Source organism: Yoonia ponticola (assembly GCF_014199395.1).
Taxonomy (GTDB): domain Bacteria; phylum Pseudomonadota; class Alphaproteobacteria; order Rhodobacterales; family Rhodobacteraceae; genus Yoonia; species Yoonia ponticola.
Genome location: NZ_JACIJM010000006.1, coordinates 114,619 through 128,544, shown reverse-complemented (window position 1 = coordinate 128,544; position 13,926 = coordinate 114,619). Strand labels below are relative to the sequence as shown.

Annotated in this window: 13 protein-coding genes and 1 tRNA gene; 11 read left to right on the top strand and 3 right to left on the bottom strand. The window is 56.2% G+C overall.

All coding sequences use genetic code 11. The annotated features are described in order from the left end of the window. Nucleotides 1-76: 76 nt before the first annotated feature. Nucleotides 77-1,159 carry an Mrp/NBP35 family ATP-binding protein gene (locus FHS72_RS11940; RefSeq protein WP_183529391.1) on the bottom strand — a complete coding sequence of 361 codons (1,083 nt, stop codon included), beginning with the start codon at nucleotides 1,157-1,159 and terminating at the stop codon, nucleotides 77-79. 252 nt (nucleotides 1,160-1,411) lie between these two features. On the opposite strand from FHS72_RS11940, the gene FHS72_RS11935 reads away from it, so the two are divergent. Both FHS72_RS11935 and FHS72_RS11930 read left to right on the top strand, forming a co-directional pair. Next, nucleotides 1,412-1,624: a DUF1127 domain-containing protein gene (locus FHS72_RS11935; RefSeq protein WP_183529389.1), complete on the top strand. Its 213-nt coding sequence runs from the start codon at nucleotides 1,412-1,414 to the stop codon at nucleotides 1,622-1,624. 352 nt (nucleotides 1,625-1,976) lie between these two features. Next, nucleotides 1,977-2,576 (top strand): LysE family translocator, encoded by a 600-nt coding sequence (locus FHS72_RS11930; RefSeq protein WP_183529387.1) that lies wholly within the window; start codon nucleotides 1,977-1,979, stop codon nucleotides 2,574-2,576. Here the strand turns inward: FHS72_RS11930 and FHS72_RS11925 are convergent. Continuing rightward, nucleotides 2,573-4,966: an ATP-dependent helicase gene (locus FHS72_RS11925; protein WP_183529385.1), complete on the bottom strand. Its 2,394-nt coding sequence runs from the start codon at nucleotides 4,964-4,966 to the stop codon at nucleotides 2,573-2,575. The genes FHS72_RS11930 and FHS72_RS11925 overlap by 4 nt on opposite strands. Nucleotides 4,967-5,223: 257 nt before the next feature. Between FHS72_RS11925 and FHS72_RS11920 the strand changes: the two genes are divergently transcribed. From FHS72_RS11920 to FHS72_RS11885, 8 genes are all read left to right on the top strand, one after another. Then, the gene (locus tag FHS72_RS11920) at nucleotides 5,224-5,973 is read left to right on the top strand and encodes an SDR family NAD(P)-dependent oxidoreductase (RefSeq protein ID WP_183529383.1); all 750 of its coding nucleotides are present in this window, start codon (nucleotides 5,224-5,226) and stop codon (nucleotides 5,971-5,973) included. Between the two features lie 138 nt (nucleotides 5,974-6,111). Then, complete coding sequence (gene pyc / locus FHS72_RS11915; RefSeq protein ID WP_183529380.1) at nucleotides 6,112-9,555, top strand: pyruvate carboxylase; 3,444 nt, start codon at nucleotides 6,112-6,114, stop codon at nucleotides 9,553-9,555. Between the two features lie 120 nt (nucleotides 9,556-9,675). Continuing rightward, nucleotides 9,676-10,062: an MAPEG family protein gene (locus FHS72_RS11910; protein WP_183529378.1), complete on the top strand. Its 387-nt coding sequence runs from the start codon at nucleotides 9,676-9,678 to the stop codon at nucleotides 10,060-10,062. Next, entirely contained in the window at nucleotides 10,059-10,463 is a 405-nt protein-coding gene (locus tag FHS72_RS11905) for a VOC family protein (protein ID WP_183529376.1), read from the top strand. The genes FHS72_RS11910 and FHS72_RS11905 overlap by 4 nt, the downstream gene beginning before the upstream one ends. Nucleotides 10,464-10,564: 101 nt before the next feature. Then, nucleotides 10,565-10,639, top strand: a tRNA-Gly gene (locus tag FHS72_RS11900). Between the two features lie 167 nt (nucleotides 10,640-10,806). After that, the gene (gene hisB, locus FHS72_RS11895) at nucleotides 10,807-11,394 is read left to right on the top strand and encodes an imidazoleglycerol-phosphate dehydratase HisB (protein WP_183529374.1); all 588 of its coding nucleotides are present in this window, start codon (nucleotides 10,807-10,809) and stop codon (nucleotides 11,392-11,394) included. Nucleotides 11,395-11,418: 24 nt separating this feature from the next. Further along, nucleotides 11,419-12,057, top strand: coding sequence for an imidazole glycerol phosphate synthase subunit HisH (gene hisH / locus FHS72_RS11890; RefSeq protein WP_183529372.1), 639 nt, complete (start codon nucleotides 11,419-11,421; stop codon nucleotides 12,055-12,057). Nucleotides 12,058-12,145: 88 nt separating this feature from the next. Next, the gene (locus FHS72_RS11885) at nucleotides 12,146-12,670 is read left to right on the top strand and encodes a transglycosylase SLT domain-containing protein (protein WP_183529370.1); all 525 of its coding nucleotides are present in this window, start codon (nucleotides 12,146-12,148) and stop codon (nucleotides 12,668-12,670) included. A 3-nt stretch (nucleotides 12,671-12,673) separates the two neighbouring features. Here the strand turns inward: FHS72_RS11885 and FHS72_RS11880 are convergent, their stop codons facing one another. Further along, the gene (locus tag FHS72_RS11880) at nucleotides 12,674-13,069 is read right to left on the bottom strand and encodes a DUF2147 domain-containing protein (protein ID WP_183529368.1); all 396 of its coding nucleotides are present in this window, start codon (nucleotides 13,067-13,069) and stop codon (nucleotides 12,674-12,676) included. A 135-nt stretch (nucleotides 13,070-13,204) separates the two neighbouring features. On the opposite strand from FHS72_RS11880, the gene hisA reads away from it, so the two are divergent. Beyond that, nucleotides 13,205-13,924, top strand: coding sequence for a 1-(5-phosphoribosyl)-5-[(5-phosphoribosylamino)methylideneamino]imidazole-4-carboxamide isomerase (gene hisA / locus FHS72_RS11875; RefSeq protein WP_183529366.1), 720 nt, complete (start codon nucleotides 13,205-13,207; stop codon nucleotides 13,922-13,924). Nucleotides 13,925-13,926 lie beyond the last annotated feature (2 nt).

The following is a 13,926-nucleotide window of genomic DNA, read 5'->3' as shown; positions in this document are numbered from 1 at the left end:
CCCATGAATTCCCAGAATCACAAAACCCCCGCCTTTGGGCGAGGGTTCTGTCGGGTGTGTGGCAATATGGTGACGTTTAAGCCATGCCACCGTCGATAAAGCGTCGCGCGAGCTGTCGGTAGGCATCGGCCATCGGGCTGTCCCCCGCCGCAATCGGCGTGCCCGCATCGCCAGCAAGGCGCGTGTCGAGATCAATCGGCAAGCTGCCCAGCATTGGCACGCCGATCTTCTCTGCCTCAGCCGCGACACCGCCATGACCAAAGATCTGCGTCTCGTACCCGCAGCTTGGGCAATGGAAGGTCGACATATTCTCGATCAGGCCCAGCACTGGCGTTTTCAGCGACTTGAACATGTCGAGCGCCTTGCGCGCATCAATCAAGGCGACGTCCTGCGGTGTGCTGACAACAACCGCACCCGTCAGTTCAGTTTTCTGACAGAGCGTCAGCTGCACATCGCCCGTCCCCGGCGGCAGATCGACGATCAACACATCAAGCTCGCCCCATTCGACTTGCCCCAGCATTTGCTGCAACGCCCCCATCAACATAGGGCCACGCCAAACCACGGCCTTATCAGGGTCAACCATCAGACCAATCGACATCATTGTGACGCCGTGCGCTTTGAGTGGTATAATAGTCTTGCCATCGGGCGAACCGGGGCGTTGGTTCACGCCCATCATGCGCGGCTGGCTAGGCCCGTAGATATCCGCATCCAGCAGACCAACGCGCCGCCCTTCCTTTGCAAGTGCAACAGCGAGGTTGGACGAGACGGTTGATTTCCCGACGCCACCCTTGCCAGACCCAACTGCAATAATCCGATCAACACCTGCGACACGGGCTGGACCGGCTTGCGGGGTCGGGTGACGCCCCACCTTTAATGCGGGCGGTTCACCTTTTGGTGCGGCGGGCGTCGCAGGACCGTGCGCCGTCAAAACGACAGACACACTATCTACACCACTCAGATGCGACACAACGGTTTGCGCCGCGGTACGCACACTACCCATGCGGCTGGCCTCTTCCGGTGTCGGGGCTTCGATCACGAAACGCACCGTACCGCCGTCAATCGTAAGCGCGCGCACCATGTCACGCGCCACGATTGATTCACCGCCCGGCAAGGTAATCTGCTCTAGTGCGCCCAAAACTTGGTCACGTGTCACTGACATTGGTCTGCCTCTTTTTTCAATTTGCACAATCTGCATGCGTTTTTTACCTAATAATGGCAAATCGCAAGTCAACCGGAGCGGCCTTAGGGACAATTGTAACAGGATCAAGACAATAGGTCAGCTTTGCTTATGCAATTTCTGCATAGCAGCAATGATTCATTGGGCATTGTGCAACTGCAGCAAAACCATAATTGTAGGACACAACAGAACACGGCGCCTCCCGCCGATATACGCAAACGAAAGACGAAGACGATGGCATTTATTACAGCAAACCACACCGCAACAAACTCTTTCGCAGAACGCGCGTCCGCGCTGTTCGCACAGGTTAGCGGCATCATTGCACAGCGCAAGTTGTACAACACAACATTCAACGAATTGCAGTCACTTTCAAATCGTGACCTTGCAGACCTTGGAATTCACCGTTCAATGATTAAATCAATCGCACTGGACGCAGTAAAGAAATAATAGAATTCGGATCATTTAACTCCTCCCAGAATGAATGATCCGATCGACCTGGTCATCTTCCTCCCAGAAACGACCAGGTTATCAGAAGGACCGGCGACATCCACCTCCTCCCGGGTGTCGCCGGACACCTCTACAAGAGTTTCGGTCTCGTCACCTCCTCCCGACGAGCCGAGAAAGAGCGATCAGACCCACCTCCTCCCGGGTTGAAATCGCTCTCGTCGCCCGCGCCACACCTCCTCCCGTGGTAGTGGGCACATATAGAGAACCGCAGTGCCCACCTCCTCCCGGGCGCTGCGGTTTTTTTATGTGCGAAGCCTCGTCAACGCCGCGCATATCTGCGTAACCTGCGCGCATGACCCAAGATATCCTGTTCGCGCTGGTCGCATTTTCATTTGTAAGTTCCGTCACCCCCGGCCCGAACAACCTGATGCTGATGGCATCTGGTGCGAATTTCGGATTACGTCGCACGATTCCGCATATGTTAGGCATTTCTTTAGGCCATGCGTTTATGGTGACGCTGGTTGGCGTTATTTTACTGCGGATATTCGAGACATATCCGGTCTTGAACACGATTCTAACTGTGCTCAGCGTGGTCTATATGCTGTGGCTGGCATGGAAAATTGCAAACGCAGTGCCGCCCGATGCGAAGAAAGTGACCGGTACGCCATTTACGTTTTTACAGGCGGCCGCGTTTCAATGGGTTAACCCCAAGGCGTGGTTCATGGCGATCACCGCAATCACCAACTATGCGCCGCAGGATAACGGCGTTTTAATTGGCGCGTTAACGGTTGCTGCGGTTTTTGCCGTGGTAAATTTGCCGTCGGTATCAATCTGGGCATGGCTCGGCGTACAAGTGCGCCGCGTCCTCAGCACACCGCGCAGCTTGCGAATCTTTAACATCACGATGGCCGCACTTCTTATATTGTCGCTCTATCCCGTATTGACCCATTAAAACGGCATATCATCCGCCTGCTCTGCATTCACCACAAACCGCGCGACAACATGTTTCGATCCGGCCTTGTCAAATTCGATCTCAAGCTTGTCGCCTTCGATCCCCATCACCTCGCCGTAACCGAATTTCTGATGGAACACGCGGTCGCCCGTCGTGAACGTGCTGATGGCGTCGAGATCAATCGTGATATTTTTCGCAGCGGCAGGTGTCGCGATGCCGCGTTGCTGGCTACGCGTTTGCAAACGACGCCAACCGGGGGAATTATAAACGTCGGCATTCGCCGCTTTGCCATGCAAATCCGATCCCATCTCGGCCTGAACCGCAGGTGACGCGCTTGCCGCCATGCCAGCCGCACCAAATCCACCGCCATATAGACCGGGAGGGGTTAACACTTCGACATGATCTTCGGGCAATTCGTCAATGAAACGCGACGGCATCGCGGACTGCCATTGGCCATAAACGCGACGGTTCGCGGCAAAGGAAATCGTGCAAATCCGCTCTGCGCGTGTGATGCCGACGTACGCCAAACGACGCTCTTCCTCGAGGCCTTTGACACCACTTTCGTCCATCGACCGCTGCGATGGGAACAATCCGTCTTCCCAACCGGGCAAGAAAACAGCGGGGAATTCCAAACCCTTAGCCGCGTGAAGCGTCATAATGCTGACCTTCTCGCCCTGCTCTTCGGTCTCGTTATCCATAATTAGGCTGACGTGTTCGAGAAACCCTTGCAGGTTCTCAAAATTCTCAAGTGCCTTGACCAGTTCTTTGAGGTTTTCCAACCGCCCCGGAGCCTCGGGCGTTTTGTCGTTTTGCCAAAATCCAGTGTAGCCGGATTCGTCGAGAATCATCTCGGCAAGCTCAACATGCGTGTCGGATTCATTCATGACTTGAGAGTGCCAGCGATCCAACCCATCAACGAGAATAGTCAGCTCTTTCAGCCCCTTACCGCCAAGGCGTTTTTCCTGACAACAAATCCGCGCGCCTTCCAACAGCGATACACCATTATCACGCGCGGCCATTTGGATCGTTTGCACAGCCTTATCACCCAGCCCGCGCTTGGGGGTATTCACGATCCGCTCGAACGCCAGATCATCGTCTTGCGACACGGCAAGACGGAAATATCCCATCGCATCACGGATTTCGAGACGTTCATAGAATCGCGGCCCGCCGATGACGCGATACGGCAGACCAATGGTTAAGAACCGGTCCTCGAAGGCCCGCATTTGATGCGATGCACGGACCAAAATCGCCATATGATCAGGGCTAATTTTGTCGAGGCCACGGGTGCCGCGCTGCAACGCTTCGATCTCTTCACCGATCCAACGCGCCTCTTCTTCGCCGTCCCAATGGCCGATCAACCGAACCTTTTCGCCGTCTTCTTCAGCGGTCCAAAGCTCCTTGCCAAGCCGCCCTTTGTTCCCAGAAATCACGCCGGATGCGGCCGCCAGAATATGCGGCGTCGAGCGGTAATTTTGCTCAAGCCGGACCACGACAGCCCCCGGAAAATCCTTTTCAAACCGCAGGATATTGCCGACCTCAGCACCGCGCCAGCCATAGATCGATTGGTCGTCATCGCCAACACAACAGATGTTTTTGTGCTTACCCGCGAGCAGCCGTAGCCACAAATATTGGGCGACGTTGGTATCTTGATATTCGTCCACAAGGATGTAGCGGAACCAACGTTGATACTGATCTAGAATATCCTGATTTTGCTGAAAAATCACGACCATATGCAGCAGAATGTCGCCAAAATCGACGGCATTCAGGTCCTTCAACCGCTGCTGGTATGCCGCGTATAGCGCGACACCTTTGTGGTCGAACACACCGCTATCGCTGACCGGAATATTGTCAGGCGTCAGCGCCTTGTTTTTCCAGTTATCAATGATCCCTGACAGCATCCGCGGCGGCCAGCGTTTTTCGTCGATGTCATCGGCACGGATCAATTGTTTCAGCAGTCGGATTTGGTCGTCGGTGTCCAAAATCGTAAAGTTCGACTTTAACCCGACAAGTTCTGCATGACGCCGCAGCAACTTGGCACAGACCGAATGAAACGTCCCTAACCAAGGCATGCCCTCGACTGCCTCGCCCATCATCGCGCCCACGCGGTTCTTCATCTCGCGCGCGGCTTTATTGGTGAATGTCACCGCCAAAATTTCGTGCGGACGCGCCGTGCCCGTGGCCAACAAATGCCCGATCCGCGTGGTTAACGCCTTGGTTTTTCCCGTGCCCGCACCTGCAAGCATCAAGACAGGACCTTCCAATGCCTCGACAGCCTCGCGCTGCGCAGGGTTCAACCCATCCAAATAGGGCGCAGACCGCCCCACCATGGCACGCTGGGACAATGGAACACTTGCGGCCTCAAAGGCGTCTTCATCAGAAAAATCACTCATGCGCTCCAATACCCCGAATTCAAACGCGAGAAAACCCTTATGTTCATGTTATGTTTCGCGCCATGCGTGTTTCGCGTGTCCTAATTTCATTTCGCCAAAACAACTCATTGCAACGCCTGCAAAATCCAGCCCCAAGGTTTGGTCGGCAAATCTGGCCAACACAGCACTCAAACATTGACGGAATTTCGAAATCGGTTGATCTAGACGTAAAATTTTCGCGAAAATTTTTACCGTCCGCCGCAACAAAAGGAAACCAAATGTCCCGTTTCGCCACATATCCCAGCCTTCACGGCAAACCTGTTCTTGTCACCGGCGGTGCGAGCGGCATTGGTGCGAGCATGGTTGCAGCCTTCGCGGAACAAGGTGCAAAGGTTGCGTTTTTGGATCGTGATGCACAGGCCAGCGCTGCGGTCGCCGCGGAAACAGGTGCTGCATATGCCTTGTGCGATTTGCGCGATATTGAAGCGACACAGGCTGCGATTAAGGAACTTGCAGCCAAGACCGGCGATTTTCTGGTGCTTGTAAATAACGCGGCCCGCGACGATCGCCATGATTGGAAAGACGTCACGCCTGACTATTGGGACGACCGTATGGACACCAATCTGCGCCATATGTTCTTTGCCATGCGAGCCGTGGCCCCCGCGATGATTGCTGCAGGTGGCGGGTCGATTATTAACCTTGGTTCAAACAGCTGGTGGGAGGCCGTTGGGAATTTTCCCGCCTATGCCACTGCGAAAGCTGCTGTTCACGGCCTGACACGCACCATGGCCCGTGACCTTGGACGCGACAGGATTCGTGTGAACACCGTTGTCCCCGGTTGGGTCATGACGGACCGCCAGAAAGAGCTGTGGACCACGCCCGAAGCCTTGGAAAAGCAGAAGCTTTCCCAATGTTTACCCGATCTGATTGATCCCGTTTATATCGCGCGGATGGTGTTGTTTTTGGCGTCAGACGACGCCGCGATGTGTACCGCGAACAACTATATGGTCGAAGCCGGCTCGATCTAGCGGATCGTCGATTTGCCCCCTGTTTGGCGGGTCCGGAAAATCGCCGCATCGCGGCGTTAGCGCAATCAACTTACGTATACGAACTTTACAATGGCGGTTTTGTAACTAACAGTTGCCGCAACTGCGAAAGGGACGAACATGGCTAATTTCAAGAAAATTCTCATTGCGAACCGCGGGGAAATCGCGATTCGAATCATGCGTGCTGCGAATGAGATGGGAAAAAAGACGGTTGCCGTGTACGCCGAAGAAGACAAGTTGGGCCTGCACCGCTTTAAGGCGGACGAAGCTTACCGCATCGGCGAGGGCCTTGGTCCTGTTGCTGCTTACCTTTCGATCGAAGAAATTATCCGCGTCGCCAAGATGTCTGGCGCTGATGCGATCCACCCGGGCTATGGGCTATTGTCTGAGAACCCCGATTTTGTTGACGCTTGCACCGAAAATGGCATCACATTCATCGGCCCAAAGGCTGAAACGATGCGCATGTTGGGCGACAAAGCCTCTGCCAGAAATGTCGCTGTTGAGGCGGGCGTTCCCGTTATTCCGGCCACCGATGTGCTGGGCGACGACATGGCGTTGGTGAAAAAGCAAGCCGCCGAGGTTGGCTATCCGTTGATGCTCAAAGCCTCATGGGGCGGCGGTGGTCGCGGGATGCGGGCGATTAACAACGAAGAAGAGCTTGAAGAAAAAGTGCTGGAAGGTCGCCGCGAAGCTGAGGCTGCGTTCGGCAACGGCGCTGGCTTCCTTGAAAAGATGATTGTGCGCGCGCGGCATGTTGAGGTCCAGATTTTGGGCGACAGCCATGGTGCGATTTACCACCTTTGGGAGCGTGATTGTTCTGTCCAACGCCGCAACCAAAAAGTCGTGGAACGCGCCCCTGCCCCTTATTTGTCTGGCACGCAGCGCGAACAGATTTGCAACTTGGGCAAGAAAATTTGCCAGTTCGTGAATTACGAATGCGCTGGCACCGTCGAATTCCTGATGGATATGGACAGCGGCGAGTTCTATTTTATCGAAGTGAACCCGCGCGTTCAGGTTGAGCATACTGTCACCGAAGAAGTCACAGGCATTGATATTGTCCGCGCTCAGGTGCTGATCGCTGAAGGCAAATCGCTGGTCGAGGCCACGGGCTGTGCGTCGCAATATGACGTTCACCTTGATGGCCACGCGTTGCAGTGTCGCGTCACGACTGAAGACCCGCAGAACAACTTTATCCCTGATTACGGTCGGATTCAGATGTACCGCACGGCCACTGGTCCGGGTATCCGGCTGGATGGTGGCACCGCATATTCTGGCGCTGTGATCACGCGCTATTACGACAGCCTGCTGACCAAAGTGACCGCGCGCGCACCGACGCCTGAAATGGCGATTGCGCGGATGGATCGTGCTTTGCGGGAATTCCGTATTCGCGGTGTGTCGACCAACATTGCCTTTGTCGAAAACCTGCTGAAGCATCCGACGTTCCTGAACAATGAATACCACACGAAATTCATCGACCAGACGCCAGAGCTGTTCAACTTCTCAAAGCGCCGTGACCGTGCGACGAAAATCCTGACGTATATCGCGGATATTACGGTGAACGGGCATCCTGAAACCGCGGGACGTCCGCGTCCTGCGGCCGATGTGAAACCGCCGAAACCGCCCGTGAAACGCACCAGCGAAGTCATCCCCGGCACGCGTAACATTCTCGAAGAATTCGGACCAGAAGCGGTCGCAAACTGGATGCATGATCAGCCGCAGTTGCTGATCACAGACACCACAATGCGCGACGGCCACCAGTCTTTGCTGGCCACGCGGATGCGGTCGCTGGATATGATTAACGCGGCCCCTGCTTATGCTGCCAAGATGAACCAACTGTTCTCGGTTGAATGCTGGGGCGGTGCGACGTTTGATGTGGCGTATCGGTTCCTGCAGGAATGTCCGTGGCAGCGTCTGCGCGATATCCGTGCGGTGATGCCGAACATCATGACACAGATGCTTTTGCGGGCGTCTAATGGCGTGGGTTACACCAACTACCCTGACAACGTGGTGCAGGAATTTGTCCGTCAGGCCGCCGTGTCCGGTGTTGATGTGTTCCGTGTATTTGACAGCCTGAACTGGGTTGAGAACATGCGCGTCGCGATGGACGCGGTGGGCGAATCCGGCAAAGTGATCGAAGGCACGATCTGCTACACTGGCGATCTGCTGGACCCTGCCCGCGCGAAATATGACCTGAAGTATTATGTCGGCATGGCCAAGGAACTAGAGGCCGCTGGTGCCCATGTTCTGGGTCTGAAAGACATGGCTGGGTTGTTGAAACCCGGCGCTGGTCGGGTGCTGGTGAAGGCGCTGAAAGAAGAGGTCGGCCTGCCGATCCACTTCCACACGCATGACACGTCGGGCGCTGCGATTGCGACGGTTCTGGCCGTTTCTGAGGCGGGTGTTGACGTTGTAGACGCCGCGATGGACAGTTTCTCTGGCAACACGTCGCAGCCGACGCTTGGCTCTATTGTTGAGGCGCTGAAAGGCACCGACCGCGATACTGGTTTGGACGTCACCGCGATCCGCGAGATTTCCAACTACTTTGAACAGGTCCGCGAACATTACCTTGCGTTCGAATCCGGTCTGCAGGCCCCTGCATCCGAAGTCTATCTGCACGAAATGCCCGGTGGTCAGTTTACCAACCTGAAATCGCAAGCGCGGTCATTGGGTCTAGAGGAACGCTGGCACGAGGTTGCGCAGACTTATGCGGACGTGAACCAGATGTTTGGCGATATCGTAAAGGTGACGCCGTCGTCCAAAGTTGTGGGCGACATGGCGCTGATGATGGTGTCCCAGAACCTGACTCGTGCGGATGTCGAAGACCCCAAGACCGATGTGGTGTTCCCTGATTCCGTTGTGGACATGATGAAAGGCTCGCTTGGACAACCCCCAGGTGGCTGGCCTGCTGCGATCCAGAAAAAGGTTCTCAAAGGCGAAAAACCGTCCACCGATCGCCCCGGCCAGCATTTGCCAGCCGTTGATCTGGATGCGACCCGCAAAGAGCTGACTGATCTGCTGGACGGTCGTAAAATCGATGACGAAGACCTGAATGGCTACTTGATGTACCCGAAGGTGTTCCTTGATTACATGGGCCGTCACCGGACTTACGGGCCTGTGCGAACCTTGCCGACCAAGACGTTCTTTTACGGCATGGAGCCGGGTGAAGAAATTTCGGCTGAAATCGATCCGGGCAAGACGTTGGAAATTCGGATGCAGGCTGTGTCTGACATGAACGAAGACGGCGAAGTGAAGGTGTTCTTTGAACTGAACGGTCAACCACGGACAATTCGCGTGCTGAACCGTTTGGCCGCCGCTGACAAAGTGACACGCCCGAAAGCCGAAATCGGCAATCCGGATCACATCGGCGCGCCAATGCCGGGTGTTGTGGCCTCGGTTGCCATGTCTGTCGGTCAAAGGGTCAAAGCGGGCGATCTGCTGCTGACCATCGAGGCGATGAAAATGGAAACCGGCATCCACGCCGACCGCGACGCCACGATCAAGGCGGTGCATGTCGGCATCGGTGCGCAAATCGACGCCAAAGACTTGCTGATCGAATTGTCCTAACGCAATCGGGCGGCGGGATCAGTCTCGCCGCCCTTGCCCACCCTGACTGTTGTAGCGATAGCCCTAGCGGTGCCGCCATTCCGTCTGTAGCCTGAGGTTTCATATCACAGGATACACACCATGCTTCCCATCACCTCTCTTTATGTCGGCCTACTGGCGCTCGTTTTTCTGGCGCTATCGTTCCGCGTTATCGCTTTTCGTCGCGCTAATAGCGTGTCGCTGGGCGATGCAGATAGCAAAGACATGCGCCAGCGCGTGCGTGGGCAAGCCAACTTTGCCGAATACACCCCAATTGGTCTGATCATTCTGGCCTGTGTCGAGTTGCAAGGCGCGCCTGCTAGCGCGGTTCATGTGCTTGGGCTGATGTTGCTCGTCGGGCGTTTGCTGCATGCGATTGCGTTCTGGGTACATCCGATGATCTTTAAATTCCGGTTCTGGGGCATGATTTTGACTTTGATCATGCAGGCCGTTGGCGCGATGGGTCTGATTGTGCACAGCATCCTATGAGCAAACGTCTGGCCCTCGTTGCAATTCTTGTCCCTGAGTACGACGCAGGCATTGCATTTTTTGTGGATACGCTTGGGTTTGACCTACTGCAGGACGAACCGATCAGCGCCGAAAAACGCTGGGTGCGGGTTGGCCATGCCGGCAGCGGGACCGAGTTTCTACTCGCGCGTGCTGTCGGTGCGCAACGCGAGGCTATCGGAAACCAAGGCGGTGGCCGCGTTTGGCTGTTTTTGGAAACCGATGATTTTGCACGCGATTACGCGGATATGGCCGCCAAGGGCGTGTTTTTTGAACATGCCCCACGCGACGAGCCTTATGGCACGGTGGTCGTATTCCAAGACCCATTTGGTAACCGTTGGGACCTGATCCAATTCACACATACGGATCGAACCCACGTCTAAAACGGCGGTCCGATCCTTAAATGTAAAAAAATTCAAAAACCTGCAATTTTGGTCTTGCGGCCATCATCAACTCACTCTAAATCCCCCCTTACTAACGGGATGCGGGCGTAGCTCAGGGGTAGAGCATAACCTTGCCAAGGTTAGGGTCGAGAGTTCGAATCTCTTCGCCCGCTCCAGTTAGTCTAACGAATTCAATTCGTTACGACAGGGTCGCCTTCGGGCGGCCTTTCGTCGTTTTCGGGTACAGCCTGTTCGCCACATCCGCGCACAATCGTCGCCGACCACCTTGGCCCCTGCCCCGCACGTCCCTATAAGCGTCCATGCAATGCCTACGGAGGTTCCCATGCGGACTGCTACAATCACGCGCAAAACGGCTGAAACGGACATCACTGTCACCCTGAACCTTGATGGGACTGGGATTTATGACAATCAAACTGGCGTCGGTTTCTTCGACCACATGCTGGACCAGCTGTCGCGCCATGCGTTGATTGATATGACTGTGCGGGCATCGGGTGATTTGCACATCGACGACCACCACACCGTCGAAGATGTGGGAATCGCGATTGGCCAAGCCTTGACCCAAGCCATGGGCGACAAAAAGGGGATCGTCCGTTATGGTTCGTGCCACCTTGCGATGGATGACGCGCAGGTGCGTTGTGCGTTGGACCTGTCCGCGCGACCTTACCTGATTTGCAATCTTGATCTGCCTTTCGGCAAAATCGGCACGTTTGACACCGAACTCGTCCGCGAGTTTTTCCAAGCGATCAGCACCCACGGCGGCATCACGCTGCACATCGACAAACTGCACGGCTTTAACGCGCACCACATCGCAGAAGCTGCGTTCAAGGCTGTCGCCCGTGCGTTGCGTGACGCGTTGGAAACCGATCCGCGCAAGTCGGATGCGATTCCATCGACCAAAGGCGCGCTGTAAGCGTAATCGCGAAGGTGAAATGATATGACGACCGTCTTAATCGACTATGACAGCGGCAATTTGCACTCTGCCCAAAAAGCATTCGAGCGCATGGCAACCGAAGTCGGCAGCGGCGCGATACATGTGACCGCTGATCCCGACGTCGTGGCCAAAGCTGACCGCATCGTGCTGCCCGGTGACGGTGCGTTCCCGCATTGCCGCACCGAATTGCTTAGCCGCACGGGCCTTGGCGAGGCCATCACCGAGGCCGTCATGACCCGCGCCGTGCCGTTCATGGGGATTTGCGTCGGTATGCAGATGCTGGCGACCACGGGGCACGAATACGAGCCCACCGCTGGTTTCGGCTGGATCGCGGGTGACATTCGCAAGATCACACCTGCTGACCCAAAACTGAAAATCCCGCATATGGGCTGGAATGATCTGGTGATCGACAACCCGCATCCGGTGTTTGCTGGCATTGAAACCGGCGAACACGCTTATTTCGTGCATTCTTATGCGATGACCGTGACCAATCCGGCTGAGCGTCTGGCCCATGTCGATTACGCGGGCGATATCACCGCCATCATCGGGCGCGACAATATCATCGGGATGCAATTCCACCCCGAGAAAAGCCAAGCCGCAGGCCTGCGGATGATTGCGAACTTCCTAGGCTGGACACCGTAGCGGCGGCCTACCGCCTGCGCGATTTCGCAGACTACCGCAGCCCATGTGAATGGGGTAGCTTTCCGCAAATTCCAATGGAAAGCGTCCCATGTTGAACCGCCTGATCTGCCTCGCACTCGCTTTTTCTGTCGCCAGTTGCGGGTGGGTTCCGATCCGGTCCCCCGAGGTCGCCGCCGAATCGCAAGGTACGCGCACAGATATCGGGCTGCATCCGGGTGAAACGCGGCACATGCGGCAGTTGGTGCGGAAATATGCGGCCTGTCACGCCATTCCAGAAAGCCTGCTGCACCGCGTGATCCAACGCGAGAGCGATTATCGGGCTGGTGCGCGCAACGGTCCTTACTGGGGCTTGATGCAGGTTTTGCCGCAGACTGCACGGACCATGGGGCATCGCGGCACGCCGGATAGCCTTCTCGATGCGGAAACCAATTTGCTTTATGCTGGACGTTATTTGCGCGGGGCTTGGTTGCTGTCGGACGGTGACGAGGCCACAGCCGTCAGCTGGTACGCACGCGGCTATTACTACGAGGCCAAGCGTCAGAACCTTCTGGTAGAAACCGGATTACGCCCCGGTGGCGTGCGAAGCTGCGCAGCTGAAGCGCAACTTCGCTAAGGTTTAGCGGATTCGCGACCATGTCTGCGAACGGCTGGTCAGACCCGTACAGATCCCGACGCACCCGCGCACAACCAACGAACTATTCCCGTTCATGGTCATGTCAGCCTTGTAGGTCTTGTCCGTGTCAGGTGCCCAGATCGTGCCGCCGGAATAAGCGCCACCACCCTGTGGGGCCATGTTCTGGATGATCGTACGACCAACAATGGACGTGTTGTCGTTGCCCACGACTTCTGTGATCTCGCCACAAACATTCGCGCCGCACGGCCCAAGGCGCACATGGATATACCCGCCCGTCTCGCCCGGCTGTGATTTCCATTCGCCGTAAACCGCCTCTTGGGCTGTCGCGGTGGTTGCCATCGCCATTGCAGCCACGGCTGCGAGTAGTATTTTCTTCATTTCATCTTCCTCCCGTAAGTGATGCTCCAGCTTGAGCGCCAGCCGCGTTCCAAATCAACACTGACGTTGGGTCCACTGCGCATTGCAATCCACGCCGCCCAATGTAGAAAGCGGCCAAGCAACCGGAGTAGCGCCATGATCCTGTACCCAGCCATTGACCTCAAAGACGGAAACGCCGTGCGGCTTGTGCATGGGGACATGGAGCAGACGACAGTTTTCAACGACGATCCGGCAGCGCAAGCGCTGAGCTTTGTCGCGGCAGGTTGCGAATGGCTGCACTTGGTTGACCTGAACGGGGCGTTTGCGGGTGAGCCGGTGAATGCGGCCCCCGTTGAGGCAATTTTGAAAGCCTGCAAAGTGCCCACGCAGCTTGGCGGCGGTATCCGCGACATGGCGACCATCGAACGCTGGCTTGACCGCGGTCTGACCCGCGTGATCCTTGGCACTGTGGCAGTAGAAAACCCCGATCTGGTGCGCCAAGCTGCCAAAGCGTTCCCGAACCAAGTCGCCGTTGGCCTTGATGCCCGCAATGGGCGCGTCGCCACGCGCGGCTGGGCCGAAGAAACCGATGTGATGGTGACTGACCTTGCCAAATCATTTGAGGACGCAGGCATCGCCGCGATCATTTACACCGACATCCTGCGCGATGGTGCGATGAAAGGGCCGAACATCGACGCGACCGCCGCCCTCGCCCGCGCCGTCGATATTCCGGTGATCGCATCCGGCGGCGTATCATCACTTGCCGATCTCAAAGCGCTGAAAGACACAAACGTGATCTCAGGCGCAATTTCAGGCCGCGCGCTTTATGACGGGGCCATCGACCTGCAAGAAGCGATGCACCTGCTCAACACATGAAA